The sequence below is a fragment of the Planotetraspora silvatica genome (assembly GCF_016863315.1).
GTDB lineage: Bacteria > Actinomycetota > Actinomycetes > Streptosporangiales > Streptosporangiaceae > Planotetraspora > Planotetraspora silvatica.
In genome coordinates this window covers 1-24,090 of record NZ_BOOQ01000057.1, presented here as the reverse complement: position 1 = coordinate 24,090, position 24,090 = coordinate 1, and the positions used below count along the sequence as shown (strand labels likewise).

Annotated in this window: 27 protein-coding genes and 1 tRNA gene; 6 read left to right on the top strand and 22 right to left on the bottom strand. The window is 67.6% G+C overall.

What is annotated here, in order from left to right; genetic code table 11:
• Positions 1-23 precede the first annotated feature (23 nt).
• Positions 24-1,952 carry a hypothetical protein gene (locus tag Psi02_RS35995; RefSeq protein WP_203980341.1) on the bottom strand — a complete coding sequence of 643 codons (1,929 nt, stop codon included), beginning with the start codon at positions 1,950-1,952 and terminating at the stop codon, positions 24-26.
• 144 nt (positions 1,953-2,096) lie between these two features.
• On the opposite strand from Psi02_RS35995, the gene Psi02_RS35990 reads away from it, so the two are divergent.
• From Psi02_RS35990 to Psi02_RS35980, 3 genes are read left to right on the top strand one after another with little or no spacing between them, the layout of a single operon-like run.
• Positions 2,097-2,753 carry a hypothetical protein gene (locus Psi02_RS35990; protein ID WP_203980340.1) on the top strand — a complete coding sequence of 219 codons (657 nt, stop codon included), beginning with the start codon at positions 2,097-2,099 and terminating at the stop codon, positions 2,751-2,753.
• Entirely contained in the window at positions 2,753-3,409 is a 657-nt protein-coding gene (locus Psi02_RS35985) for a DUF4352 domain-containing protein (protein ID WP_203980339.1), read from the top strand. The genes Psi02_RS35990 and Psi02_RS35985 overlap by 1 nt, the downstream gene beginning before the upstream one ends.
• 56 nt (positions 3,410-3,465) lie before the next feature.
• A complete protein-coding gene (locus tag Psi02_RS35980) occupies positions 3,466-4,353 on the top strand; it encodes a hypothetical protein (RefSeq protein ID WP_203980338.1) in 888 nt (295 codons plus the stop codon).
• Here Psi02_RS35980 and Psi02_RS35975 read toward each other — a convergent pair.
• From Psi02_RS35975 to Psi02_RS35935, 9 genes are all read right to left on the bottom strand, one after another.
• Positions 4,343-5,635, bottom strand: coding sequence for a hypothetical protein (locus Psi02_RS35975; protein ID WP_203980337.1), 1,293 nt, complete (start codon positions 5,633-5,635; stop codon positions 4,343-4,345). The two genes, Psi02_RS35980 and Psi02_RS35975, sit on opposite strands and share 11 nt — an antisense overlap.
• A gap of 137 nt (positions 5,636-5,772) precedes the next feature.
• Positions 5,773-6,078 (bottom strand): DUF1416 domain-containing protein, encoded by a 306-nt coding sequence (locus tag Psi02_RS35970; protein ID WP_203958466.1) that lies wholly within the window; start codon positions 6,076-6,078, stop codon positions 5,773-5,775.
• Positions 6,078-6,917 (bottom strand): sulfurtransferase, encoded by an 840-nt coding sequence (locus Psi02_RS35965; protein ID WP_203980336.1) that lies wholly within the window; start codon positions 6,915-6,917, stop codon positions 6,078-6,080. Before Psi02_RS35965 ends, Psi02_RS35970 begins: the two co-directional genes overlap by 1 nt.
• Positions 6,914-7,324: a DUF4395 domain-containing protein gene (locus Psi02_RS35960; protein WP_203958468.1), complete on the bottom strand. Its 411-nt coding sequence runs from the start codon at positions 7,322-7,324 to the stop codon at positions 6,914-6,916. Before Psi02_RS35960 ends, Psi02_RS35965 begins: the two co-directional genes overlap by 4 nt.
• A 171-nt stretch (positions 7,325-7,495) precedes the next feature.
• Positions 7,496-7,948, bottom strand: a complete 453-nt coding sequence (locus Psi02_RS35955; RefSeq protein WP_239095445.1) for a thioredoxin family protein — start codon at positions 7,946-7,948, stop codon at positions 7,496-7,498.
• 113 nt (positions 7,949-8,061) lie between these two features.
• A complete protein-coding gene (locus Psi02_RS35950) occupies positions 8,062-8,841 on the bottom strand; it encodes an anti-sigma factor family protein (protein ID WP_203980334.1) in 780 nt (259 codons plus the stop codon).
• On the bottom strand, positions 8,838-9,350 hold the full coding sequence (locus Psi02_RS35945) for a sigma-70 family RNA polymerase sigma factor (protein ID WP_275415334.1): 513 nt from the start codon (positions 9,348-9,350) through the stop codon (positions 8,838-8,840). Before Psi02_RS35945 ends, Psi02_RS35950 begins: the two co-directional genes overlap by 4 nt.
• Positions 9,351-9,399: 49 nt before the next feature.
• Positions 9,400-10,077: an LmeA family phospholipid-binding protein gene (locus Psi02_RS35940; protein ID WP_203980332.1), complete on the bottom strand. Its 678-nt coding sequence runs from the start codon at positions 10,075-10,077 to the stop codon at positions 9,400-9,402.
• A 41-nt stretch (positions 10,078-10,118) separates the two neighbouring features.
• A complete protein-coding gene (locus Psi02_RS35935) occupies positions 10,119-10,367 on the bottom strand; it encodes a MoaD/ThiS family protein (protein WP_203980331.1) in 249 nt (82 codons plus the stop codon).
• A 243-nt stretch (positions 10,368-10,610) separates the two neighbouring features.
• Here Psi02_RS35935 and Psi02_RS35930 point away from each other — a divergent pair, with 243 nt between their 5' ends.
• Positions 10,611-11,324: a winged helix-turn-helix transcriptional regulator gene (locus tag Psi02_RS35930; RefSeq protein ID WP_203980330.1), complete on the top strand. Its 714-nt coding sequence runs from the start codon at positions 10,611-10,613 to the stop codon at positions 11,322-11,324.
• A 143-nt stretch (positions 11,325-11,467) separates the two neighbouring features.
• Here Psi02_RS35930 and Psi02_RS35925 read toward each other — a convergent pair whose 3' ends face one another.
• Positions 11,468-13,216, bottom strand: coding sequence for a bifunctional metallophosphatase/5'-nucleotidase (locus tag Psi02_RS35925; protein ID WP_203980329.1), 1,749 nt, complete (start codon positions 13,214-13,216; stop codon positions 11,468-11,470).
• 130 nt (positions 13,217-13,346) lie between these two features.
• Between Psi02_RS35925 and mshD the strand changes: the two genes are divergently transcribed.
• Complete coding sequence (gene mshD, locus Psi02_RS35920; protein WP_203980328.1) at positions 13,347-14,264, top strand: mycothiol synthase; 918 nt, start codon at positions 13,347-13,349, stop codon at positions 14,262-14,264.
• Here the strand turns inward: mshD and Psi02_RS35915 are convergent, their stop codons facing one another.
• From Psi02_RS35915 to dcd, 3 genes are all read right to left on the bottom strand, one after another.
• Positions 14,265-15,263, bottom strand: a complete 999-nt coding sequence (locus Psi02_RS35915) for an inorganic phosphate transporter (protein WP_203980327.1) — start codon at positions 15,261-15,263, stop codon at positions 14,265-14,267. It lies immediately after the preceding gene.
• On the bottom strand, positions 15,264-15,881 hold the full coding sequence (locus Psi02_RS35910) for a DUF47 domain-containing protein (RefSeq protein WP_203958478.1): 618 nt from the start codon (positions 15,879-15,881) through the stop codon (positions 15,264-15,266).
• 157 nt (positions 15,882-16,038) lie between these two features.
• Complete coding sequence (gene dcd, locus Psi02_RS35905; protein WP_203980326.1) at positions 16,039-16,614, bottom strand: dCTP deaminase; 576 nt, start codon at positions 16,612-16,614, stop codon at positions 16,039-16,041.
• Positions 16,615-16,780: 166 nt separating this feature from the next.
• On the opposite strand from dcd, the gene Psi02_RS35900 reads away from it, so the two are divergent.
• Positions 16,781-16,854: transfer RNA gene (locus Psi02_RS35900), tRNA-Gly, on the top strand.
• Positions 16,855-16,944: 90 nt separating this feature from the next.
• On the opposite strand, the gene Psi02_RS35895 is transcribed toward Psi02_RS35900, so the two are convergent.
• The 8 genes from Psi02_RS35895 to Psi02_RS35860 all read right to left on the bottom strand — a co-directional run bounded on the left by Psi02_RS35895 (position 16,945) and on the right by Psi02_RS35860 (position 23,888).
• Positions 16,945-18,279, bottom strand: a complete 1,335-nt coding sequence (locus Psi02_RS35895; RefSeq protein WP_203980325.1) for a tyrosine-type recombinase/integrase — start codon at positions 18,277-18,279, stop codon at positions 16,945-16,947.
• Positions 18,279-18,485: a helix-turn-helix domain-containing protein gene (locus tag Psi02_RS35890; RefSeq protein WP_239095444.1), complete on the bottom strand. Its 207-nt coding sequence runs from the start codon at positions 18,483-18,485 to the stop codon at positions 18,279-18,281. Before Psi02_RS35890 ends, Psi02_RS35895 begins: the two co-directional genes overlap by 1 nt.
• A 13-nt stretch (positions 18,486-18,498) precedes the next feature.
• Positions 18,499-20,112 carry a replication initiator gene (locus Psi02_RS35885; RefSeq protein ID WP_203980324.1) on the bottom strand — a complete coding sequence of 538 codons (1,614 nt, stop codon included), beginning with the start codon at positions 20,110-20,112 and terminating at the stop codon, positions 18,499-18,501.
• Positions 20,109-20,288 (bottom strand): hypothetical protein, encoded by a 180-nt coding sequence (locus Psi02_RS35880; protein ID WP_203980323.1) that lies wholly within the window; start codon positions 20,286-20,288, stop codon positions 20,109-20,111. The genes Psi02_RS35885 and Psi02_RS35880 overlap by 4 nt, the downstream gene beginning before the upstream one ends.
• Positions 20,285-21,715: an FtsK/SpoIIIE domain-containing protein gene (locus Psi02_RS35875; protein ID WP_203980322.1), complete on the bottom strand. Its 1,431-nt coding sequence runs from the start codon at positions 21,713-21,715 to the stop codon at positions 20,285-20,287. Before Psi02_RS35875 ends, Psi02_RS35880 begins: the two co-directional genes overlap by 4 nt.
• 85 nt (positions 21,716-21,800) lie before the next feature.
• Positions 21,801-22,100: a hypothetical protein gene (locus tag Psi02_RS35870; RefSeq protein ID WP_203980321.1), complete on the bottom strand. Its 300-nt coding sequence runs from the start codon at positions 22,098-22,100 to the stop codon at positions 21,801-21,803.
• A complete protein-coding gene (locus Psi02_RS35865) occupies positions 22,097-22,522 on the bottom strand; it encodes a plasmid replication, integration and excision activator (RefSeq protein WP_203980320.1) in 426 nt (141 codons plus the stop codon). The genes Psi02_RS35870 and Psi02_RS35865 overlap by 4 nt, the downstream gene beginning before the upstream one ends.
• 634 nt (positions 22,523-23,156) lie before the next feature.
• Positions 23,157-23,888, bottom strand: a complete 732-nt coding sequence (locus Psi02_RS35860) for a GntR family transcriptional regulator (protein WP_239095454.1) — start codon at positions 23,886-23,888, stop codon at positions 23,157-23,159.
• Positions 23,889-24,090 lie beyond the last annotated feature (202 nt).

Genomic DNA, 24,090 nt, shown 5'->3' with positions numbered 1-24,090 from the left:
GCCCTTACCGGATCCGGACGGTGTCATGGCCGCTTGCGCCAGTCGAGCCGGGGCGGCGGAGGACCGAGATTCGGCGGCGGCGCGTCCTCGTCGAGCTCGAGCGGCTCGGGCTCCTCGGAGCGCAGCGCGACCCGCCTCAGCTCCTGGAACTCGCCCAGCGTCGTCTTGGGGAAGGTGAGGATCGCGGGGTTGGCGTCCGCGAGCCTGACCTGCCGCCCCTCGGCGGTCGCATGGGTGACGATGACCGACGTGGTGGGGAGTTGCTGCAGTTGGTGCGGCTCGACGAGGAACTCCCGCGAGCGCTGCAGCACGCCCTCGGCGACCTGGGGAGCGGTGCGCCCCCACTCGGTCGACTCGGTGATGTCCTCCTTGAGGTCGCCCTCCCCCTTCTCCTCCGGGCCGGTACGGCCTTCGCCGACGGTGGAGGTGTAGAACCCGCTCGGGGGGTGGACCGACGAGCTGAACGTCTCGGTGAGCTGGGCCAGCTCGAGACGGTGCTCGGTGCCGACGTGCTCGCTCGCGACCCTGGCGTCCTCGGCGTTGCCCAGGCGCATGAACGCGACGGCGGCGTGGCCCCTGCCCAGCCGTTCCCTGACCGTGGGGGTGAGGCTGCGGTAGGTCAGCACGAGCCCCGTACGGGACGTCTCACAGGCGTCCATGAGCCGGTCGAGGACGTCGCCGCGCAGCTTGTCCGCCCCGGCCACGATGATCGTGTGATACCAGGGCCGCTCGCTCGCCGGAGACTGGCGCAGGATGTGCGTGAGCGCCGTGGCCACGTAGGTGCCGAGCACCCGGTTGCCGAAGACGCCCGCCTGCCGGTCCATGCTGACCACGCGCAACCGTGCCGGCGGCAGCCGTACGGCCTCGGAGCCGAGCGTCTCCAGCTTGCGTAATTGCGATTCCAGGGCCCAGGCCCGTTCGATCACGACGCGGTCGGCGACGCCCCGGCCGAACAGGGTGCCGATGCGTTCGAGCTGGGTCGCGGTCAGCAGGCCGTACTTCATGTCGTCGCGCGGGTCGCCCACCTGGGCGAGTGCCCGGAGCGCCGCGGTGACCTGGCTGATCGTGGCGTTCTCCCCGAGGACCTCGAGGACCCGCTCCAGGATGGCGTTGTCGAAGCCGATGTCCCTGCTGGTCTCCTCGCTCACGCTCACGACATGGGCGAGCACGTCGGCGAAGGCCTCCGGCTTGAGCGTGGCGCCCAGGTCGAGCCGCGGCAGGTCCACCGGAAGCACCCACACCAGCGGGTCGTCGCCGCCCCTCTTGGCCAGCTCGATGAGGTCCTTGGCGATGGCGCCCTCGGACAGGTCGAGCACGGTGAGGTGGCCGCCGCTGTAGAGCCGGGTCGCACCGATCAGGGTGATCAGGGCCGACCAGCCCGCGAGCGTCCCGCCCGCCACGTCGACGCGGTCGATCTCGTCGGGCACGGCCACCGCGTACCAGTTCAGCTGTTTGTCGAACGTGCTCTTCTTCTCGGCCCAGGCGCGGTACTCGGCGGCGTGCTCCTCCTGGGCCGTCATGATCTCGCGCTCGCGCCGCTCCTGCGTCCGCTGCTCCCGCGCGAGGCGCTCGTTCACCCGTACGCCGACCGCGCGGTTGCCCTGGACGATCGCGTACGTGCAGATCCCGGCGACACCGCCCGCCGCGACCAGTCCGAGCAGCACGAACGACCACGCGAGCATCTGGGTCACCCCGAGGGCGAAGATGCCGACCGCGACGACGGCCATGAACCGGCGGAAGATCCGGACCGGGCGGTTGAGCATGTCCTCCTGGAGCCGCTCCCGCTGGGCCCATTCCGCCTCGACGGGCGCGTGCGCGTCCGCCTCTTCGATGTCCTCCCGGGCGGGACGTTTGGGCGGCGGCCCCGGATCTGGATGCAGCAGGGCGTACTGCCAGCCCAGGTATATACGGTCCGCCTGAAGCTGAGCATGCTCCGGGTGCGGGTCGCCCACAAGCCCTCCATGTCCGCCTGGGTCACAGCGTAGGAGCTATAAGCCCTATCAGGACGGGCTTCTCGGCATTCGGCCGCAATTCCGGCCAGCGATGGGACGAATGCGGCTAATGGTTCGACTGTGGGCGTACTACCATCCGGTGCCATGATGTCATCCCCCCGTGGCAGCCGCCGTCGACGTCCGGTCCTGGTTCCGGTCGCCTCCGCGGTGCTGGCGGCGGGCATCGGCGCCACCGCCCTGTCCGGCGGTTTCGCTCAGGCGTCCGACGAGCCACCCCCGAAGGTCGGTCCAGGCAAGGTGATCGACCAGGGTCAGTTCCGCACGCAGTTCATCAAAGCGGTCGACACCACCGAGAAGGACGACTACGGAACGTACAAGCGATATCTGGAGATCGATCTCCAGGTCACGAACCTGGGCGACGACACCGTCAGCGTCGGGACCATGCGAAGGCCTGGGGACAAGATCACGCAGATGCCCTTCAGCTTCGCCGGTTCCATTCTGCGCGTGCGACCCGAGCCCAAGACCAAGTACGGCCCCGACATCACCGTCTTCAGTTACGACATCAAGAGCAAGCTGCTCATGCCCGACCTGATGAAGAACGTGGTGCTGAAGTACGAACTCGACCCCGCGGCCACCGCGCCCTCGACGGTGACCTTGGACCTGGGCCGGTTCGTCTACGAGCAACTCGGTATCCGCGACCAGGGGTATTACTGGCAACTCGTCGGCGACGACGACGGCGACACGTTCGTCCCCACCGTGGCCGCGCAGGTCACCCTCCCCGTCAAGCGGGAGCGCGGGTGATGGCGGCGGCACGACCGGAGGCCAAGCGACCCCCGCAGGCCCGCAGGGGCATCGTGGGGCGCATCGTGGGGATCGTGGCCGGGCTCGCCTTGGCGGCCGCCGCGGTCTGGGCGCAGACGAACGCCATGCCGTACGAGGAGCGCGGCTCCTTCCTCACCACCAAGGGGAAGATCGGCCAGGTGGTGAAGACGAATCGTTACAGCGTGAAGGTGACCTCGGTGACGGCGGCCCGGGCGGTCGACACCAAGACCTTCAGTGGCGAGGCGCTGAAGGTCAGGACAAGCCACGTGTTCCTTCTCGTGAACGTCTCCGCGACCACCGTTCGCCAGCCCATGGATCTGAGCACGCTGAGCCCGCCCGCTCTGCTCACCGTGGACGGCCGGCGCTACGACACCACCGACAGGGTCGACCAGAGTCTCACCCTCCTGAGCAAGCGATTCCAGCCGGGATTGTGGTCCAGTGGACTCCTCGTCTACGAACTGCCGAAGGATGCGGTGCCCGGAGTCCGTTTCATCTTCGCCCCGTCCGCGGGAGCGATCCCCGTGGACACCTCGACTCCCGAAGCGGAGATCGACCTGGGACTCACCCCCGGTGCCGCGGACAAGCTGATCTCACAAGCACCGGCCTACCGCTCATTGGTGAACAAGACCTCATGAGCGGACGGAAGCCGGAACGCACCCGACAGACTGACGTCCCTGAGCGAGGTTCTGACGTGACCCAGAGGCCTACGGGCGGAGACCGGCCGGGCCCCGGCTCTCCGGACTCCCGGGACTGGTTCGCCCCTCCGCTGGACCAGCCCGCGGACATGGACATCACCTACACGGGGCCGCCGCCCCAGCCTCCGTCGATCCCCATTCCGGGAACGCTGCGGCCGGTCGGGGACCTGCGGGTCTGGCCGGCTCCGTCGGAGGAGGAGCACACCATGACGGTGCCCTTCCCCGCCGTCCCGGGCACCCGCGTCGAACTGCCCGCCCACTACAGGCGGCCCACTCAGGCGGCCGTCCCCGCTCCTCCCCCGCGCAAGAAGATGTCGCGCGGCAAACGCCGTGCGCTGCTGGGAGCCGGCGCGATCCTGTCGGTGGCGGCCGCCGTCGCCCTTCCCGGCTGGTTCGCCTACGAGGTCTACCAGTACGGCCGGCCGAGCGACCACATCCACATCGTCAAGCCCGGGCAAGCCGCGACCTGGCAACACGTGTCGTGGAAGGTCAGTCTGGCGGCCATCCCCGATCCGGTTCCGAGTGCGAAGCCGGACACTTCGCGCCAGTGGATGAAGGTCGTGGTGACGAGGACGGCTCTGGACGAGGAGGGGACCATCCGGCACTACACGCCCGAGGTACGGCTGACGGACAAGTCCGGACGCGTGTGGCTCGCTGAGATGGTCAACGAGACGACACCGAACGAGCCTCAGGAGAACAAGATCGGTACGCCGTACCAGATCGACCTGATGGGTGTGGTGCCGCCGTCGGTCGCCGACCAGGTCGAGGTCCTGTTGCGGCCCAGCATCTCCCGCGACGTGCCCGGTCAGTCGGTGACCGACATGATGAAGGAGTCTGTCACCACCGAGGAGAAGAGCGACCAGGTGCTCCGGTTCACCCGGTGACGGACCGCCGCCGCAGCCGGTCACGGGTGGCCGCGAGGTCGAACGTCGCGGCGATGAGGCACATGGTCAGCGTCGTGACGAGCAGTTCGGCGACGAAGAACACCGGAACGTCGGTCACGAAGTAGAAGTACGGCTTGTCACTGGCCAGCAGGTACTGCCCCGCCCTGCCGAGGTAGTCGCCGCCGATGTGCAGCCCGACGTAGCAGAGCGCGAATAGGCCGAACAGCGGCGCCCCTCCTCTCACCGTCAGCCGGAGGGAGTTGAGGAGGGGGATCCAGCGCTCGGTCCACCCTGAGGTGAGCTTGGAGAGGGCTCTCCGGGTCAGGCTGTGGGTGTCCTGCAGCCGGGCGGCGGCCGTCTCCAGAGGCGTGCCCCTGATGGTGGTCTGCGTGTCCTCCGCGTACGCCCCGTAGACGAGGATGCCGACGGTCAGCCATGCCAGCGGCACGGCGAGCCCGTCGAGCGCGTGGGGCCAGACGTCCGACCAGAACCACTCCCACCCGGGGATGGCCCCCTGGGCGTCCGCCGCCAGCTTCTCCCCGCTCGCGACGACCGCACGGTCACCGATCCAGGCGGAGCGGGCGCCCGCCAGCGTCCAGATGGCGTTCAGCCCGTAGAAGACGAACGCGAGTTCGCCGAAGGTCGCCATGATCCCGGAGAAGCGACCCTGTCCCGCCTCGTGCCGCCGTCCGAAGAAGGTCTTCACCAGATACGCCACCGCAGCCGTGGCGAGGGAGACCTTGAAGTCGAGATTGATCAGCCCGGCCATCACCCCGCTGTCCTGACCGGCGAAGGCGTCGACCAGCACCCTGTCGGGCTGGCGGAACAGGTCGATGTTCATGAAATCGCTGATGTCCTGGTTGATGAAGCTCCAGGTCATGTAGATGCCCGAGAAGACGAGGGCCGTCCGGTTGAGCGCCCCGAACAGGCCCTCCTTCGCCTCGCTCGCGTTCCTGCGCGCGCTGGTCTCCATGAGGGCGCCGCGGATCACGTACAACATGCCCACCGTCGTGGCGAGTGACGTCATCACCACGAGCGTGAACAGGAACACGACCACGACCAGGCGCGCCTGGTACCACGAACCGTGCGAGAGGGTCGCGGCCAGCAGCAGGAGCGCCCACCGCACGAGCCGCCCGGCGGAGAACCAGATGATCAGCGGCAGGGCGCAGCTCGCGGCGATGCGCAGGGTGTGCAGCGGCAGCGCGTACGGCGACAGCCTCCAGGTCGCCTTGGGGGCGGCGGCAGCCTGGATCGGGGCGGGGAGCGCGGACGTTCCGGACATCTGCCGCATGCTATCGGGTTCGATCGGCGCTATCACCCCGCTGTCGCGGCGAGATCGTCACGGTGTGGCACCGGTGAGAATGCGAAAGGGCCGGCACTCGCTGAGAGTGCCGGCCCTTTCGCTGATGCGTGTGTAGGTCAGACGGCGACGGCGAGCTGGGAGACCTCGCCGAGCTTCGCCTCGACCGAGACGTCCTTCGTGACGCCCCCACCCGCGATGATGCGGACGGTCCACTGGCCCGGGGCCGCGAAGAAGCGGAAGATGCCCTCGTCGGAGACGACGACCTCACCGGTGAACTCGCCGGAGTGGTCGAGCAGGCGCGCGTAGGCCGTACCGGCGCCGGAGACGACACCCTGGATCACGGCCTGCGTCGACAGGTCGATGCCGGCCGGCAGCGCGACGGTCTGCTCCGGAGCTGCGCAACCTTGTGCTTGAACGGTCATCAGCGGGCCTCCCCCAACTCGATCGGCACGCCCACGAGCGAGCCGTACTCGGTCCACGAGCCGTCGTAGTTCTTGACGTTCGCCTGGTCGAGAATCTCGTGCAGCACGAACCACGAGTGCGCCGAGCGCTCCCCGATGCGGCAGTAGGCGATGGTGTCCTTGCCGAAGTCGACGCCCTCACCGGAGTAGAGGTCCTTCAGCTCGTCGTCGGAGCGGAAGGTGCCGTCGTCGTTGGCCGCCTTCGACCACGGGATGTTGCGGGCCGTGGGCACGTGGCCCGCGCGCTGCGCCTGCTCCTGCGGAAGGTGGGCGGGGGCGAGCAGCTTGCCGGTGAACTCGTCGGGCGAGCGGACGTCGACCAGGTTCTGCTTGCCGATCGCGGCGACGACGTCGTCACGGAAGGCGCGGATCGACAGGTCCTGCTCCGAGGCGGAGTAGGTGGTGGCGGAACGGGCCGCCACGTCCTCGACCAGCTCGCGGGAGTCGAGCTCCCACTTCTTGCGGCCACCGTCGAGCAGCTTGACGTTCTCGTGGCCGTAGAGCTTGAAGTACCAGTACGCGTAGGCGGCGAACCAGTTGTTGTTGCCACCGTAGAGGACGACGGTGTCGTCGTTGGCGATGCCACGGGCCGACAGGAGGGCCTCGAAGCCCGCCTTGTCGACGAAGTCACGGCGGACCGGGTCCTGCAGGTCCTGCCTCCAGTCGATCTTCACGGCACCGCGGATGTGGCCCTTGGCGTAGGCGCTGGTGTCCTCGTCGACCTCGACGAGCACGACACCGGGCGTGTCGAGGTTGGCCTCGACCCAGTCGGCATCCACCAGGACGGCGGAGCGGCTCATTGTGTTCTCCCAGGTTGTAGACGGCGGATGATCAGGTACATCTCGCAGCCCAGGCAGAGGCCGAAGGCGGCGTTGAGAAAGGCGGCCAGCAGTGCCGCTGCTGTCGCACCCAGAGCCAGCGGAGTGATCCCTGCCGCGAACCCGATCAACCCCACGATCGCGAACCCGAGCCCGACGCCCTGCGCGAAGCGCGGTGGTGCCGCGTCCTCCAACTCACTCGGCGGTCCCAGCCTCGGCCGTACCAGTCTCCGGAACAGGAGGCCGTACGGAGAGGCGTCGAAGGCGCCGAACGCGAACACGACCGCCTGCAGGGCGAGCAGCCAGGGGCTGCGCGTCACCAGGGTGATCGCGAGAATCAGAGTTGTGACGGCCGCACCGAACCGGGGGCCTCGAGGGTCGATTTGCATCGTGGGATGCTCCTGAACGATTCACGGAATGCGGCGAAAGCCGCGGGAATCACCCTCAGGCCATGCGACAGAGCGATGTGGCCACGCGGCAGAAGTCCACCGCGCGCCGCTTCGTGAGCAGCTCTGTCGTGGGAGTCATGACCACGACAGTACCTGCCGTCTCGCCATCTGTCACACGCTGTCCGATTGATGAGACGATTCGTGAGACGGCCCGTCGACCGCCACGCCGACGGCCGCGATGACGTCGGCCTTCCTGGGCAGGCCGGATGCCCGCTTCACGACGTTTCCGGCGTCGTCCACAACGAGGACCGTCGGCGTCCGCATCACATCGAAGCGCCTGACGAGATCGAGCCGCGACTCGGCGTCGATCTCGACATGCCGCACGCCGGGCACCATCTCCGCGACGTCGTGGAGGATCCGCCTGGTCGCCCGGCAGGGCTGGCAGAAGGCGGTGGAGAACTGCACGAGGGTCACGCGCTCGCCCAACTCCACGCCGAGATCGTCGCTCGTCACCACCGCGCGGGCGTCGGAGACCACCTGCTTCACGGCACGCACCTTCCCGTCGCGGCGCCTCACGGCGAATCCGATGATCACGCCCACGACGAGCGTCACACCAAGAACCACGATTCCGACCATCGTGCTGTGCAACCCGCCTTCCGCGCGGATTCATTCCCGTCATGCCTACCCGAGAAAGCACGCCCGTCACAGCGGTTCCGTCACGGGGACGGGTCGGACGGTCACACGGGCAGCGTCACGAGCCCGCCGTCGGAGGTGGACAGTTCGAAGCGCGTGATCTCCTCCAACGGGAGCTCGGTCGAGCCGTCGTACCACTGGCCGGGGCGGTAGCCCCCCTTGGGCACCTTCCAGCTTCCGGCCGGCGACCTCGTGCCGTCCTTGCCGATGGCCCACAGCCGGCACACCGTGCCCGCGGGGACACCCCGAACCCAGGACACGACCTTCGTACCGCCCGTCTCGGCCGTGAGGCGGACGCCGAGCCGCACGTCGCCGTCCGTGACCTCCCGCCTCATCGGCCTCGCACTGTCGGGCGCCGCCTGCGGGCTGTCGGAAACGATCTTGGGTGCGGAGGTGGAGGCCACGGCGTCGCCGCCGGCCGCCGCCATGCCGGCCGGGGTGCTCGGCTTCGCCGCGGCGATTTCACTGTGGGACGTCGTCGACATCGAGTCCTCGGCGCCGCGCGTGGCCGTCAGCCATGCCGTACCGCCGAGCGCCGCGACCACCACGGACGCGGCCAGTGCCAGGAAGGCCCGCGACCAGCGGCTGCGCCGGACGGACGTGGCCACCAGCCGGTCGAGCACGGCCCTCGGCGGACCCTCGGCGTGCCGGATGTCGTCCTCGGAGACCAGCGCGAGCGCGCGAGGCAGCCCGGACAGCTCCGCCAGCTCGGCCCGGCACTCGGGACATTCGTCCAGATGGGCCTCGACCTCGGCGACCTCGTCGTCCTCCAGCGCGCCGAGGATGTAGACCCCGAGCGACATGCGCACGTCGTCGCAGGTCATGGCGCAAGCCCCCGTTCCTCCAGGGCGAGCTTCAGCGCTCGAAGCGCATAGTAGGTCCGCGACTTGACCGTGCCTGCCGGTATGCCGAGGACCTCTGACGCCTCCTTCACCGATCTCCCCCGGTAGTACGTCTCCAGGAGCACCTCGCGATGCTCCGGCCTGAGCGAGGCCAGCGCCTCCGCCACCGCCCACGACTCGACGGCCTTTTCCAGCTCGTCGTCCGCGGGGACCACGGCCAGTGCCTCGTCACCCGTCTCCTGCGGCCGGGCCTGGCGGGCCCGGTGCTGGTCGACGACGAGGTTCCGGGCGACGGTGAACAACCACGCGCGCACGGGCCGCGCCCCGAGAACGGACGGATGGCGCCAGGCTCGCAGCAGCGTCTCCTGCACGACGTCCTCCGCCCTGCCCGGATCTCCGGTCAGCCGGAGCACATAGCCGTACAGCGGCCCACCGTGCTCCTCCACCAGCCCGCGCATGAGCTCGTCGGCGGCGGTTGCGGCTGGACTCACACCCTCATCACGTACGGCCGGGCCGTCGGGTTCAGGAGTGTGGCCCAGGTCACCGGAGGGGGACATCACTGGCGGTGCCCTCGACCGCGAGCCCCTGGGGGGTCGTCTTCACGCTGGTGATTTTAAGGCCGAGCGGCAGATCCTTGACAGGCACGGTGAAGGTGATGAACCTCTCCGGGTTCGGGACGGAGAAACCACCCGCGACCTTCACGCCGACCGGAGTCAACTTCACGGCGCCGGAGACGACGTTGATCTTCATGTCGGCCGTGACCGGGAGGGACCGTCCCAGCGCGGTGATGGAACCGGACACCCGCACCTTGTCCCCCGCGCCGTCGATCTCGATGCCACGCGGGGCACGGGCGGCGATGGTCTCCCAGGGGATCACCACGGTGCCGGTCACGTGTTCGGCCCGGATGTCGGCCTTGGAGGGGTCCTGGATCAGGTCGCCGAGGGGGGCCGTCACGCCGGTCAGCGTGGCGTCGATCTTCGACAGCTCGACGTCCTCGACGGTGACCGGCCCGATCCCGACGGCGATCTCGTCGTAACGTCCGAGAAGCGCCTGGGTGAGGAAGGGGATGCCCTTGATCTCCACCGTGGGAGGAGTCGTGAGGTCGTACTTCGCCGCGACCTGCTTGGCGATCTCACGTTGAACACCGGTGACCGCGACCCTGTCCACGATGGCGAGCAGGACGGCAAGCACGATCAGAGTGACGATCAGCTTGCGCATCCGGGTTCCTCCAGGGCTGGCCTGCCGTTGAGACTAGCGCCTCATCCCCCGGCAAAAGGCGGTAAAACTTCGACAACGGCGCCATCAGGGAGGAGTACGACACTCGGATCGCGCGTACCCGCCGGGTGCCCGTCGATCAAGAAGGACGAGCGCCGCAGCACGCGCTCCAGGTCCGGATTCCGTCCGATCGTGGCGAGCAGGTCTTTCAAGGTTTCCGCGTCGAACGGTTCTTCCGCGACTCCGGCGGCCTCCTTGGCCGCGGCCCAGTAGCGGACCGTCCCGGTTGCCATCGGTCTCCCAGCCCCCTTCCGCCACACGGGCGACCACTCAATGTGAGCAAGAGGTTACGGTGTTAATCCACGTGACCTGGTGTTCACACGATGGACCCACATTGGACCCCAACATGCTGTGAGCTACCCTACGGACTAATGGACCTGGGCAGCGTCGCCCCCGGGTCCTTCCGTGTTTGTACGGCTGGCGCAGTTTTCATCCGAAGCAGCGGACAAGCCGACAAGGTGGCAAGGAGGCGGAAAGTGAGCAACCTGCTCCTGCTGACCAATGCTTTGGAGCCCTCCGCGGAGGTTCTTCCCGCGCTCGGACTTCTCCTGCACTCGGTGCGGGTGGCACCCTCCGAGGCGTCCGCGTTGATCGACACTCCACCCGCCGACGCCATCCTGGTCGACGCCCGTCGTGAGCTCGTCCAGGCCAAGAGCCTGTGCCGGCTGCTGCGGACCACCGGGATCGACTGCCCGCTCATGGTGATCGTCACCGAGGGCGGCCTGGCCGCGATGACGGCCGAATGGGGTCTCGACGACGTGATCCTCGACACGGCCGGCCCCGCCGAGGTCGAGGCCCGGCTCCGCATGGCCGTCGGCAAGCGGTCGCTCGCGGCGGCCGAGGAGGTGCCGGACGAGATCCGCAGCGGCGAGCTGTCGATCGACGAGGCGACCTACACGGCGCGACTCCGCGGCCGCGCGCTCGACCTGACGTTCAAGGAGTTCGAGCTGCTCAAGTACCTCGCCCAGCACCCCGGCCGGGTCTTCACCCGGGCCCAACTGCTGCAGGAGGTCTGGGGCTACGACTACTTCGGGGGCACCCGCACCGTCGACGTCCACGTCCGCCGTCTGCGGGCGAAGCTCGGCGCGGAGTACGAGGCCCTCATCGGCACCGTCCGCAACGTCGGCTACCGGTTCGTCCCCGACCGCGGCGGCGAGCAGGCCGAGCCCGTCGAGACCGCCAGGCGATAGCCGTACCGGCCCGATCCCCGCACGGGTGACGGCACGGGCCACGAGACGAGAAGGCCCGCCCCGGACTCCGGGGCGGGCCTGTTTCGTGATGGCGGATCGGCTACGGGCTGACCCCGATTTCGGGATTCAGACCGTCGCCGGCGTTACTGGATGACGGTGATGCGGTCGGTCACCGGAGGAGCGATCGGCGAGTGGGCGCCCATGTAGGCGACGAACGCGTCGATGTCCAGCGGGCCGCTCCACAGGTCGGTGCCCTGGGTGAAGACCGTGAAGCCGTCACCTCCGCCGACCAGGAAGTTGTTGGCCGCCACCCGGATCTGCTGGGTGTCGGTCACGGCCACACCGTTGACCTTGATGTTGGAGACACGGGACCCGAACGGCTGCGTCAGGTTGGCCGTGTAGGTCAGCGTGGCCGACTGCTGAAGAACCCGGGTCGCCGTGGCGCTCCACTGCTGCTCGAGAAGCGCGTCGAGCTGGGCGCCGGTGAGCGTGACGGCCTGCATGAGGTTGTTGAACGGCTGCACCGTGAAGGCCTCGCCGTACGTCACGACGCCGTCTCCCTCGGAGCCGCTCTGCGCGAAGGTCAGATCGGCGCGGATGCCGCCGGGGTTCATCAGCGCGATCTCGGCGTTGCCGCCCACCTTCGTCCCCTCCAGCTGAGCGTCGGCGATGACGTCGCCCAGCGCGGACTCCCCGCCGTTGGTCGAGTTACGACCGAGGTTGGCGGTGATGGAGCCGATCGGCCTGTTGGCGACGGTCGAGACCCGGTCCTTCCAGGTCTGCACGAAGGCGGTGATCTCGGGGTCCGGGGTGACCGTGCGGGTCACCACGTGGTTGTCCGGGACGACGGACGAACGAACGATGTCGTCGGTCTTCTTGTCGACCTGGAAGTCGATCTGGGTGATGACGCGGCCGAAGGACGAGCCCTGGGTGAAGTAACGGTCGTGCCCGGCCGGGTCCTTGGTCTTGCAGATGTAGGCCTGGTGCGAGTGGCCGCTGATGACCAGGTCGACCTGCGCGTCGAGACCCTGGGCGATGCGGGAGCCGGCGCCGGGGGTGTTGGGGCAGGCGTCCGGGCTCTGGTTGGGGGCGACGTTGTCACCCTCGTGCATGAGCACGACCTGGGCCTTCACGCCCTGGCGGGCGAGGAGCTTGGACACCTTGTTGGCCGCGGCCACCTCTTCGGTGAACTTCAGGCCCTTGATGCCGGCGGCCGTGACGATGGTCGGGGTCGTCTGGGTGACGAGCCCGATGAAGCCCACCTTCACGCCGTTGATCTTCTTGACGTAGAACGGCGGGAGCGCGTAGTCGCCGTTCTTCTCCTTGAGGACGTTCGCCGCGAGGTAGTCGAAGCTGGAGCCCTTCCACGTGCCCGCGGGTGAGCAGCCGTCGACCGGGTGGCATCCGCCCTTCATGATGCGGTTGAGCTCGTCGATGCCCTCGTCGAACTCGTGGTTGCCCACGGCGGAGGTCGCGAGGCCGAGCTTGTCCAGCAGGGCGACCGTCGGCTCGTCGTGGTAGGCGGCGGAGATCAGCGGCGAGGCGCCGATGAGGTCGCCGGCGGCGACCACCACGGTGTTCTTGTCACGCATCTGCTTGAGATGCGTGGCGAGGTAGGCGGCGCCGCCCGCGTCGACCTGGGTGCCGGTCTCGTCGGTGATGCGGCCGCCCGATCCGGTCGGAGGCTCCAGGTTGCCGTGGAAGTCGTTGATGGACAGCAGGCGCACGGGAACCGTCTTCGGCTCGGGGTGATGGTGCGACGGCTGGTGGTGCGACGGGTGGTTCGACGGATGATGGGATGAGGTCGCGCCGGCCGGACCGATGGCGAGCGCCGTGAGGCTCACCGCGGCGACTCCTACGAGGGCCAGACGCGTGAGAGATGCAGGGGTCATGGCCCCGACAGTAAAGGCGTGATCTAAGCATCAAATGGCTGGAACGTAACGATTCATGGGGCCCTGAGATGGCGAACATTGCCAGAACCCGAGCGTGCTGAGATCTCGGCGGTCACTTAACGTTCATGGCATGAACGTGCGCGTGGATGTCGTGGAACGGTTGGATGAAGATCGGGTGGCGGCCGTGCTGTCCCTTGTGGAGGCGGCGACGGAGACGGACGGCGTCCGCCCGCTCAACGAGCAGGCGATGTTGCGCCTGCGCCACGGGGGCGCGCAGGGGGCGAGAGCCGTACTGGTCCACGAGGGCGCGGACCTCGCCGGTTTCGCGCACCTGGACCCGCCCGACCCGGCCGGCCCGGGTGAGGGGCCGAGCGGCGAACTGGTGGTCCACCCGGCGTTCCGCGGCCGTGGCCTGGGACGGCGACTCCTGGAGGCGGTCCTCGAGGAGAGCGGCGGCCGGATCCGGCTGTGGGCGCACGGCGACCACCCCGCCGCGTCCCGGCTGGCGGCGTCGACGGGTCTGATCCGCGGCCGGTCGTTGTGGCAGATGCGCCGTTCGCTGGCGACGCCGACGCCCGATCCGGTCATGCCCGGCGGCGTACGGCTGCGCACGTTCGAGACCGGCAAGGACGAGGACGCCTGGGTGGCGCTCAACGCGCTCGCCTTCGCCGCGCACCCCGAGCAGGGTGCGTGGACGATCGACGACATCGAGCAGAGGGAGCGGGAGCCCTGGTTCGACCCGGCCGGCTTCTTCCTCGCCGTACGGCGGGACGGCACGCTGGCCGGGTTCCACTGGACGAAGGTCCACCGTGACGGCGAGGACGGCGCGCACGAGCCCGTCGGCGAGGTCTACGTGGTGGGGGTCGACCCCGCCGAGCAGGGGACGGGGCTGGGCCGGGCCCTGACACTCACCGGGCTCGTGCACCTGCGCTCGCTCGGCCTGCCGCAGGTGATGCTCTACGTGGACGAGGAGAACCACGCGGCGGTCAGGCTCTATGAGTCCCTGGGGTTCAGCCGATGGAAGACCGACGTCATGTATCGCCGGTGACTACCCGATGATCAGGTTCAGAAGGAAGTAGGCGAGAGCGGCGACCAGGGCGGCCGCCGGAATCGTGAGGACCCACGCGGTGACGATGTTTCCGGCGACGCCCCACCGCACCGCCGACAGGCGCCGGGTGGCCCCCACTCCCATGATCGCGGTAGTGATCGTGTGCGTCGTCGAGATCGGCGCGCCGTACGCGATCGCCGCCGTGTAGAGGACGGTCGCCGCGGCGGACTCGGCCGCGAAGCCCCGCGGCGGGTCCAGGTGGATGATGCGGCGGCCGAGAGTTCGCATGATGCGCCAGCCGCCGGCGTAGGTGCCCAGCGAGATCGCCGCCGCCGACGCGGTGATGACCCACTCCGGGATGTCGGCCGTCGGCGAGATGTGCCCCCCGACGACCAGGGCGAGGAAGATCACGCCCATCGTCTTCTGCGCGTCCTGCAGACCGTGCCCGAGCGCCATCGCAGCCGCCGAGACCGTCTGGGCGTACCGGAACCCGCGGCTGGTCTTGTGCGGGTTCGACCGGCGGAAGATCCACAAAATGGCGATCATGATGATCCCGCCCAGCAGGAAGCCGACCACCGGCGACAGGATCATCGGGATGACGACCTTCTCGAGCACGCCCTTCCAGTGCACCGACACGCTCGCCGCCAGGGCGGAGCCCACCAGGCCGCCGATCAGGGCGTGACTGCTGGAGGACGGGAGCCCGAAGTACCACGTGATGAGGTTCCAGACGATGGCGCCGGCCAGCGCGCCGGCCACGACCACCAGGCCATGCCTGCCCTGAGGGGCGTCGATGATCCCGCTGCCGACCGTCTGGGCCACCGACAGGCCGAGATGCGCACCGATGAAGTTCATGACCGCGGCCATGAGAAGCGCGATCCGGGGCGTCAGCGCCCGCGTCGACACCGAGGTCGCGATCGCGTTGGCGGCATCGTGGAAGCCGTTGGTGTAGTCGAACGCCAAGGCGATGACGATGACGCCGATGACAATAGCGAGATCCACTTAGCTTTCCTTGACCGCGATCGACTCGATCGTGTTCGCCACGTGCTCGAAGGCGTCGGCGGCCAACTCCAGCTGCTCGATGACCTCACGCATCTTCATGACGGTGAGCGTGTCGAACTCCCCGCTGAACAGCTTGGCGAGCAGCCGCCGGTAGATCTGGTCGGCCTGGTTCTCCAGTCGGTTGATCTCGATCCAGTACTCGTTGAGATGCTGCATCGACCGCAGCCGCGGCATGGCGTCCGCCGTCAACTCGGCGGCCCTCTCGAGGACCTCGACCTGGCGGACGACCTCCTTCGGCAGGTGGTCGATCTGGTAGAGCACGATCAGGTCGGCGGCCGCTTCCATGAAATCCATCACGTCGTCGAGGTTCGAGGCGAGACGATAAATGTCCTCGCGATCAAACGGCGTGATAAAGCTCTCATTCAGACGATTCATGATCGCGTGAGTACGCTCGTCGCCCGCGTGTTCGCAGGCTCGCATCTTCTCGGCCAGGGCTTCCCTGTCCGAGTCGTCGCCGATGATCTCAACCAGCAGGCGGGACGCGGTGACGAGGTTGTTCGCGGAGTCTGCGAACAACTCGTAGTAGCTGTCCTCACGGGGTGTGAGACGCAGTCGCACGTCGTTTCTCCAGATGTGCGGGAATGGTCCGCAGAGAAGAGTACGGCCTACCTGTAGAAATGCGAACTTAAGGCATCGCACACCCACTTGTAACCTGCTCTTCTCCTTGTGGTTGCCCTCCCGTCCACTGTTGACACGCTGCCGATCCCCTGAGCGCTCAGATCGACGTGCGGTGGAAGTTGAGGTACGACCTGCTCGGCGTGGGACCACGCTGCCCCTGGTAGCGGGAGCCGTACCGGTCGGAACCGTAGGGGAACTCGGCCGGCGAGCTGAGCCGGAACATGCAGAGCTGACCGATCTTCATGCCGGGCCACAGTTTGATCGGGAGGGTGGCGACGTTGGAAAGCTCGAGGGTGACGTGCCCCTGGAACCCGGGATCGATGAAGCCGGCCGTGGAATGGGTGAGCAGGCCCAGCCGGCCGAGGCTCGACTTGCCCTCGAGCCGCGACGCGATGTCGTCGGGCAGGCTGATCACCTCGTACGTGCTGGCCAGCACGAACTCGCCGGGGTGGAGGATGAACGGCTCCTCGCCCTGCGGCTCGACCTCCCGGGTGAGGTCAGGCTGCTCCGTGGCCGGATCGATGTGCGGGTAGCGGTGGTTCTCGAAGACCCGGAAATACCGGTCCAGGCGCACATCGACGCTGGACGGCTGGATCATCTCGGGGTCGTAGGGGTCCAGCTTGACCCGTCCCGACTCGATCTCTGAACGGATGTCACGATCGGAAAGCAGCACGGTGCAAGGCTAATGGTCGCTGACACGGCGGCCACGCCTCCCCTTGCGTCTTCATCAAGCCGGCCGTGCCACGGGCCCGGAGCGAAGATCGGGAGCCCGGGGACTGCAGGAGTGGGCCGAGTTTCCGCTACAGTAGGGACGCGGTCGGCGTACACGGTCGACCCACGCGGGTGTAGTTCAATGGCAGAACATCAGCTTCCCAAGCTGACAGCGCGGGTTCGATTCCCGTCACCCGCTCCACACGAAAAGGCCCAGGTCAGAGGATGTTTCCTGACCCGGGCCTTGATCTTTTTAAGCGCCATTTCGATCTTCCGTGCAATTAACGTGCAATTAGCTCACGGGGACCAGGACCACGGCTGAGCCGCCCTCGTCGTCATCGGTCCCGCTGATGTGCTTGTCGATCGCATCCGTGATCGCCTTGTCCGCGCCCCGGACCGCGTGCTGATAGATCATCGCCGCCCGGACGTTGTCGTGCCCCATCCTGGTCATCAGGTCCTTGAGACCCGCGCCGGACTCAGCGGCGAGCATGTTGCCCGTGTGCCGAAGATCATGAAAGTGCAGGCCAGGCATGCCCATGTCCTTGACCACATCGACCCAGCGCGTACGGGTGTTGAAGCCGCTACGCCGCAAGGCACCGCCTTTGGCACCGGGAAAAAGCAACGCTCCCGGCTCATCCTGAACATAGGTGGCCAGATGCTCGCGCAGCGCGGGGGCAATGGCCTGCGGGATGCCGACTATCCGCCGGCCCGCCTTGGACTTGGGAGCGCCGAGGACCAGCTCACCCGTTGACCGTTCGACGAAGGCCGCCCGGATTCGGACTGTGCCCGCGACAAGGTCGAGATCACTACGCCGGAGCGCGCTGACCTCACCCCATCGCAGGCTCGCGAAGGTGGCGAGCAGGACCAGGGCGCGGAAGCGCCGATCATGTGAGCAGTCTGCCCGCCCTTCCGTTCCCATCTTCCATAGCGCGCGTTCTGCCTCGCTCCGTGCGACGAACGTCTCGGGGTGAGTGCGCATCTCGCCGTGCCGCTGGAACCGCAGCCGATAGGCGCCGTTGTTGAGCTTGCGGACGTTGCCGACCGGGCGACGGCCTACACGATCAGCGAGGTCGAAGACCTGGGCGACGGTGAGCACCGGACGTTCTTGAGCGTGCTCGTCGCCGGCCCCGCGGATTCGGCACGGGTTGGTCGGAATGATGTTGTCGTCTTCGGCCGCCGTCATGAGAACGGCTCGGAGCAATCGGTATGCCTTTGCCGCCACTGAGACCGAGACGCCGTTGCCGAGCAGGTCGGCTCGCCACTGCCGAATCATCGCGGTAGAGAGCTTTCCGAGCTGGACCCCGCCCAGGTACGGCGTGATGTGCTTCTTGAGCAGCCACGTATATAGATCGACAGTGCGCGGGCGAAGGCCGGCACGCTGAGAGATCCAAGTCTCCGCGTAGTCCTTCAGTTTGATCTTCCCGCGATCCGGATCCGTCCACTCCCCCGAGATCATCTTGGCCTCGATCAGCGTGAGCGCCCTTTCGGCATCGCCCTTGCGCTCGTACGTCTCGGAACCCGTTCGTCTCCGCCCGTCCGGTCCGAGGTAGCTCACCTGATAGCGCCCGGACGGAAGCTGACGGATATTGCCGAAACGGCGATGGTTCGCCCTGTTGCCCTTGGCCATCAGGCCGCCCTCCCTGTGACGTCATGGGCCGTCAGGGTCGCAACGGTCCCCGCTAGGACGAAGGCCCTCAGTGCCGACTCAGAGATGCGGACGTGACGACCGACCTTCACGAACTCGATGCGCCGTTCGGCGACCAAGCGACGAACGAAGCGAACTGAGGTGTTCAGGTGGGCCGCCGCTTGCGGGACAGTGAGCAGGTCTTCCAACGCCTTCCTCCTTTCATGCAGCGGGCTGAACTGCCGAAAGATCTTGTCCGTCTGCTTGTTCCTGTAGCTGGTTCATGTGGTTGCGCCATCGCTGGCGTTCATGGACCGAGCGCAGGAGGCGTACGGCGATCGGGGGCACGTTGGCATCTCCACTGGGAACAGGCCGCCAGACGTAGCGGTGCGGGTCGGCGGGTTTGTCGGGGAGCCCGAGGGCTTCCAGGACCCAGGTGCGCCGGTCCTGCTTGTGCTCGGTCAGGGTCTTGTTCGACCACTTGCGGGAGACCAGGACGCGCCGGCCCGCGTAGCCGAGGTGTTCGGGCTTGTGCGCCTTGCCCTTGCATCGGCCGGGAGCCATCCCTGGCTTGGTGCCCTTGGGCTGCAAGCCGTAGCGGAGCCAGTTCGGGCATGTCGGCGAGCAGGGTTCGAAGCGCAGCGCCTCAGTGAAGCGTTCGACGTGCGCCCGCTGGGCCGGGTCGTCGGGGTCGATGTCGTCGCCGATGGCCTTGGTCAGGTACTTCGATAGGTAGCGGATGCAGGTGTCTGCATCCGTGGTCCCGGCGAGCACGCCTTGAATGTCGAGCTGCTGACCGAAGCGGAGCACGTGCAGGGGTTCGGCCTCGTCGTCCTGGCCGAGCTGGTCGAGCGCCTCACCCCATGTCGGCAGCACCTCCCCCGTTTCCGGGTCGAGATAGCCGGCGTCTTCCGACCAGACCGGCAGGTGCGCGCCCCCGAAGCGGACCAGACGCGTTGGCGGCCACCACACCTGGTGATACGTCGCGGCGATGATCTGCCGAAGCTCCGCGCGCGGCATGTGCCCGCGGATCGCCATGTGCAGATGCGGTGCCAGGCGCCTTTGGGGTTCGACGGCCGCGAAGTACTGAACGTCGAAGCCGGCCACGCGGCGAAGGTTCTGCACGAACCGGTCGACCAGCTTGGAGAAGTGCAGCGCATCGCGAGCCGCCCGCGCGTAGTCGTATGTCGAGGGGTCGACCGGGATACCGGCGTTGACGCGCCCGTAGGACGGCAGCGTGAGCGTGACGAACATCGACGGGCGGAAGGTCTTGCCGTTCGAGCCGGTGAAGGTCCGCCCGAGCGTGGTCTTGGCCATCTTCCGCTTGGGCAGGTCCGGAGCGTCCTGCCGTCGCCTCGTCGACCGGGACCGCTTGCTCGTGGTTCGGCCGAGGACGTTGCCCCTCATGCCCGCCCCGTTGATCTCCTCATCGAGATCATCAATGGCCGCGTCCAGGTCATCGGTCGGTTCGCCGGCCGCCTCCGCGCGCTCCCGCCAGACCTGAGCATCGGCCCGCAGCCCGACGAGGTACCGCTGATGCTCGTCTGCCGGGTTCGGGGTGTTGACCGGTTCGGCTTGCAGGTGCCAGCCCTCCCGGCACTGCGCCTTACGGAGCTGCTGATTGCGTTTGGCGCACGGCGGGCACTTGGCCTCCAAGGTCGCGCCGCAGGGGACGTCGACCAGCTTGGATTCCCCCGTGAGGGTGTCGAGCTGCCGGAACGGGATCGGCCGGATGCACACCCCGTACTGCTTGGCGAGTTCTTCGACGACCTTGCGGGCGAGCGGCATCGCCATCCGCTCTGCCCGAGGCAGGGACCGATCGTTGGGGTTGGTCACCAGTCACCTCCAAAGGACCACCGGGAGTCGAGGGAATCGGCCGGGTCGACCATGACGGCGGCTTTCTGGCCGCATTCGTGGCACTCGACGAAGCCCCGGACCGGGTCGAGCCACAGCACGTTGAGCGCACCGCAGCAGGAGCAGCGCAGGTCATCGAGGAAGTGAGCGAGACTCATCGGGCCTCCTCCCCTACGAGTGCGAAGTCCGCCACCATGGCGCGGATGTCAGCGTCGGAGACGTACGCCGCCCGCACCCGAACCGGGTCAGGACTGGTTTCGAGCCGGACGTAGCCGACGCCCGCGCCGAGTTGTGGAACCGGTGAGATGTGATCGGCCAGTGCGCCGCGGTCACGTGCGCCGTCGCCGAGGACCATGTCGACCTGTTCGGACTCATCGAGCCGTAGCGCGATCTTGTCGGGGAACAGGTTCCGGATGTTCATGACCTCTTTGCGCGGGTCCTGAAGCGCCGCCAGGACGCCGACCCCGACCGCTCTCCCTTGCGTGGTCAGGGTCGCCAGTGCAGCCGAGATGCGTTGCTTCAACTGCTTGTCGGACTGGTACGCGGTGAGGAACGCGACCTCATCGACGATCACCAGGACGAACGGGTCCTGCACGGTCGGCGTGTGGTTGCGCTGGAGGCCGGCGAACCGGTCGGCCCGTTCCTGCATCACGCAGACCGCCTCGTCGAGAAGATCGGCGCACTGCTTGGGATCGGCCGCGTACCGGTCCCCGAACAGGGGACGGCCGAAGGACAGCTCCATGCGTTTGGGGTCGAGCGCCCACACCTGGACCAGGCCCGCCCGCATCGCGGGGAGGAGACCGCGGATGGTGCCCCACAAGAACGACCCCTTGCCCGCACCGGTCGCGCCCGCGACCAGGACGTGAGTGCCGTGAACTTTGAGCCGGAGCGGACGGCCGTCCTCCTGCTGTCCGATCTCGACCGGTCCCACGGACGGACGGTCCGGGACGGGGACGGCCGGCAACGGATCAGCGAGTGGATCGCGCCGGGGGAAGGTCAGCACCAACCGCCCGGCACGTTCGACCGCCACACGACAGGACGGAGCGCCGAACCCGTGGGCGAGGTTGTCAGTCCTGTCCGCCCAGTCCTTGACCGCCTGACCGCCCAGCATCCGGACGGTGACCCGGTCGGCCCACTCGTTGCACTCCACCCGGACGAGCCGAGGCAGGTAGTCACGGCCGCGCAGGTACCGGCCGAGCCCGGACACCGTCATCACAGCGTGCCAGTCACGCCGGTACACCCAGACGAGCCGCCACCAAGCGAGCAGACGCCAGCCGACCATTCGGCGGAGCGAAGCCCGGTCCAGGGAGAACCAGCACAGGCCCGCCATCAGGACGAGGCCGACCAGGAGCAGGGCCAGGCCGTAGCCGTACTGCCACCAGAGCAGTCCCAGGCCGACGGGGACAGCGACCGCGACCGGATGCCGCCACACGGTCCGGACGAGGCCCACGACGAGGCGGGATAGCCAGATGATCAGAGTGATGATCGCTGGTGTCTTGACGACGGCCGGGCGGAAGACCACGGCCGTATCGGGAGTGGTGGAGACGAGGTTTCGGGTCTCGTCACCAGGCAGTTTCTTGAACATTAGACTCGGCTCCTCTCGTGATTTCGCGTCAGGGGAGATCAAGGGGCCGCCGGAAGTAGCCGCTTCCAGCGGCCCCGCTTTGTGATCAGGCCGCCGTGTCCGTGGCCGGCTGGTGGGTGCTCTGCTGCTCGCAATGGGCCAGGAACGCCGCCGCCGCGTCGAGGAGCTGACGGGCGAAGGTGACGTGCGCGTCGGTCACCGGGGTCTGGCTCGTGGTGCCGATGTGCACGTGCGCGGTGCCGTAGTCGACCGAGATGAACGCGTGAGCGTCGTTCTTGGCCGGGTAGTACCTGACCCGTGTCTGCTCGTCCGGGTAGATCGAGACCCCCACGCGTGTGGGCTCACCCGGAGCCATGTTGATCGTGGTGTAGCTGTAGCCACTCACGCCGCCGCCCCCTCCTTGCCGTTGGCAGCGGCGTGCTTGACCGCGCCCGAGCGGGGAGCGCGCATCTCGCGGACCCGGATCGAGTAGGCCAGCCGGCCGTTGGCGTTGACGTACGGAGTGACGGAGACGCCGTCGAACTCGACCGGCGTGAACGGCAGTCCCGCCATCGGGGCCGGGGGAACCGGCTGGACCGGAGCCAGGATCTTGACCGCGACCGTCTTCTGAGCGGGCTTGAGCGTCGGGTCCGCGTCCATCACCGCGACCTGCCACACGAGTTCTCTCGTCTGCTTGTCGCGTGCCTGGACGAACCGCCCGTTGGTCGAGGCGTCGAAGTCCTTGACCTGCTCGACCTCACCCACGACGTAGCAGCCGTGCGGGAACACCATGTCGAAGGTGACGGGGATGGGACCTTGGAGCGCCATAACGCATCCTCCTCTCTTGACTGACAGGCACTTAACCTATCAACTGATCCGAGAGTAAGTCAGGCAGGCTTGATAGGTCAAGTGCCTAGGTGGATTTCCGTAGCGAACCGCATGCTGAGGGTTTGCTACTCAGACTGAATTGAGTATTTCGACCAGATTTGCAACCGGTCATGGTTGCGGATAATTCGGATCATGGACTCAGAAACCACCGAGCCGGGGACATGGAGCGGTCTTGCCCTCGTCGTCTTGACCCTGATCTGGCTGATAGGAACCCCGTACCTGTTTATGGTGGCGTTCGGAGAAGGGTTGCGCGGCTCGCTCGGAGGTCCTTCCGATGGCGACCGTGCCACGCGATTCCTAATCGCCTCAGCGGTTGTCGGGGTTGCTGCGCCCGCGCTCGCGGCCATCGTCGCCGGGATGACTCGGAGGAAGAGTGCTACATGGGTCTTCGGAGTCTCGACGGCCCTCTGCCTCCTCCTCGTCACCGCGATCAACGGCATCGGGCAACGTGAGGCCGACTCCACCCCCACTCGGGAGCCACTGCCTCCCGGCTATTGCGTTGAGCACAGCGGCGGAGGCAACGATTGTCCCGGAGGCTGAACACGTACGCGCCGTGCAACGCCACCGGACGCACTCACCCGATCGGGTATGCGTCTTCCAGCTCGTGACGGTCGGCGGGCAGCACTACGGCCAGCACGGCGAGTGGGTGACCGCCCGGATCACGCACGGCCGCGTACACGTCCAGAACAGGAGTGTTCTTGGGCATGCCGAGCTGCTTGACCTCACTGGTGGACGGCATCCTCGCGGTGATCTGCTCGATCACGTGATCAAAGCGGACACCCTTGCGGGACTGGATGTGATCGCGGATTCCTTGCGGCAGAGGCTCAGCGCTCGTCAGGTCCGTACCTTCGGACAGGTCGAGGGCGAGCCAGAGAGACACGATCTCTGACGGTTCGCCATCCGATGTCACGAGCCGCCGGCGGAGGAATGCCCGGCTCTTAGGTGGCAGGTCGAGCAGAGCAGCGATCCGATTCGGGAGAGCTGCCGCGCCCGCTTCCAGGAGCTCACCGGAGGATTTGGTCTCAGGGTTGGTCAGGTACGCCTGGCCAGGGTGAGACTGCTCGGCCAAGTCGAGCGCAGGACGGCCCCGTACGAAACGGCCCTTGCCCTGCTGAGAGTCGATCCAGCCCTGTTCCCGCAGTACTCGCAGCGCTGCCACGACAGTCGGACGGGAGACGCGGAACTCTTGGATGAGCTGGTTCTCACTGGGGAGAAGGGACCCCGGAGGGTACTCTCCCCCTTCAATACGCCGCTGAAGTGTCTGCACAAGCTGCGCATACTTCGGAGGCACGGATTCTAGCGACATCACGACCGTCCAGCAGCCGACAGGTTGTTTTACCAAGTGCGAGCCTAGCCCGGCTCAACTGTTCTGTCACGCCCTCCGCCCAAGCGCCCAGGTCAGGCACAGAACGGGAAAGGGGACCGGCAGGGCCACGGATGGGGAAACGGGGGGTGTGGCGGTTCGTGACCCTGCCGGGGCGGGAGGCGTGACGAGACAGGATTGATAG

Coding starts and splice junctions, on each gene's coding strand:
- Psi02_RS35990 (WP_203980340.1), top strand. CDS start 2,097: ATGATGTCATCCCCCCGTGGCAGCCGCCGTCGACGTCCGGTCCTGGTT.
- Psi02_RS35985 (WP_203980339.1), top strand. CDS start 2,753: ATGGCGGCGGCACGACCGGAGGCCAAGCGACCCCCGCAGGCCCGCAGG.
- Psi02_RS35975 (WP_203980337.1), bottom strand. CDS start 5,635: ATGTCCGGAACGTCCGCGCTCCCCGCCCCGATCCAGGCTGCCGCCGCC.
- Psi02_RS35970 (WP_203958466.1), bottom strand. CDS start 6,078: ATGACCGTTCAAGCACAAGGTTGCGCAGCTCCGGAGCAGACCGTCGCG.
- Psi02_RS35965 (WP_203980336.1), bottom strand. CDS start 6,917: ATGAGCCGCTCCGCCGTCCTGGTGGATGCCGACTGGGTCGAGGCCAAC.
- Psi02_RS35960 (WP_203958468.1), bottom strand. CDS start 7,324: ATGCAAATCGACCCTCGAGGCCCCCGGTTCGGTGCGGCCGTCACAACT.
- Psi02_RS35950 (WP_203980334.1), bottom strand. CDS start 8,841: ATGACCTGCGACGACGTGCGCATGTCGCTCGGGGTCTACATCCTCGGC.
- Psi02_RS35940 (WP_203980332.1), bottom strand. CDS start 10,077: ATGCGCAAGCTGATCGTCACTCTGATCGTGCTTGCCGTCCTGCTCGCC.
- Psi02_RS35935 (WP_203980331.1), bottom strand. CDS start 10,367: ATGGCAACCGGGACGGTCCGCTACTGGGCCGCGGCCAAGGAGGCCGCC.
- Psi02_RS35925 (WP_203980329.1), bottom strand. CDS start 13,216: ATGACCCCTGCATCTCTCACGCGTCTGGCCCTCGTAGGAGTCGCCGCG.
- mshD (WP_203980328.1), top strand. CDS start 13,347: ATGAACGTGCGCGTGGATGTCGTGGAACGGTTGGATGAAGATCGGGTG.
- Psi02_RS35895 (WP_203980325.1), bottom strand. CDS start 18,279: ATGGCCAAGGGCAACAGGGCGAACCATCGCCGTTTCGGCAATATCCGT.
- Psi02_RS35880 (WP_203980323.1), bottom strand. CDS start 20,288: ATGAGTCTCGCTCACTTCCTCGATGACCTGCGCTGCTCCTGCTGCGGT.
- Psi02_RS35875 (WP_203980322.1), bottom strand. CDS start 21,715: ATGTTCAAGAAACTGCCTGGTGACGAGACCCGAAACCTCGTCTCCACC.
- Psi02_RS35865 (WP_203980320.1), bottom strand. CDS start 22,522: ATGGCGCTCCAAGGTCCCATCCCCGTCACCTTCGACATGGTGTTCCCG.
- Psi02_RS35860 (WP_239095454.1), bottom strand. CDS start 23,888: ATGTCGCTAGAATCCGTGCCTCCGAAGTATGCGCAGCTTGTGCAGACA.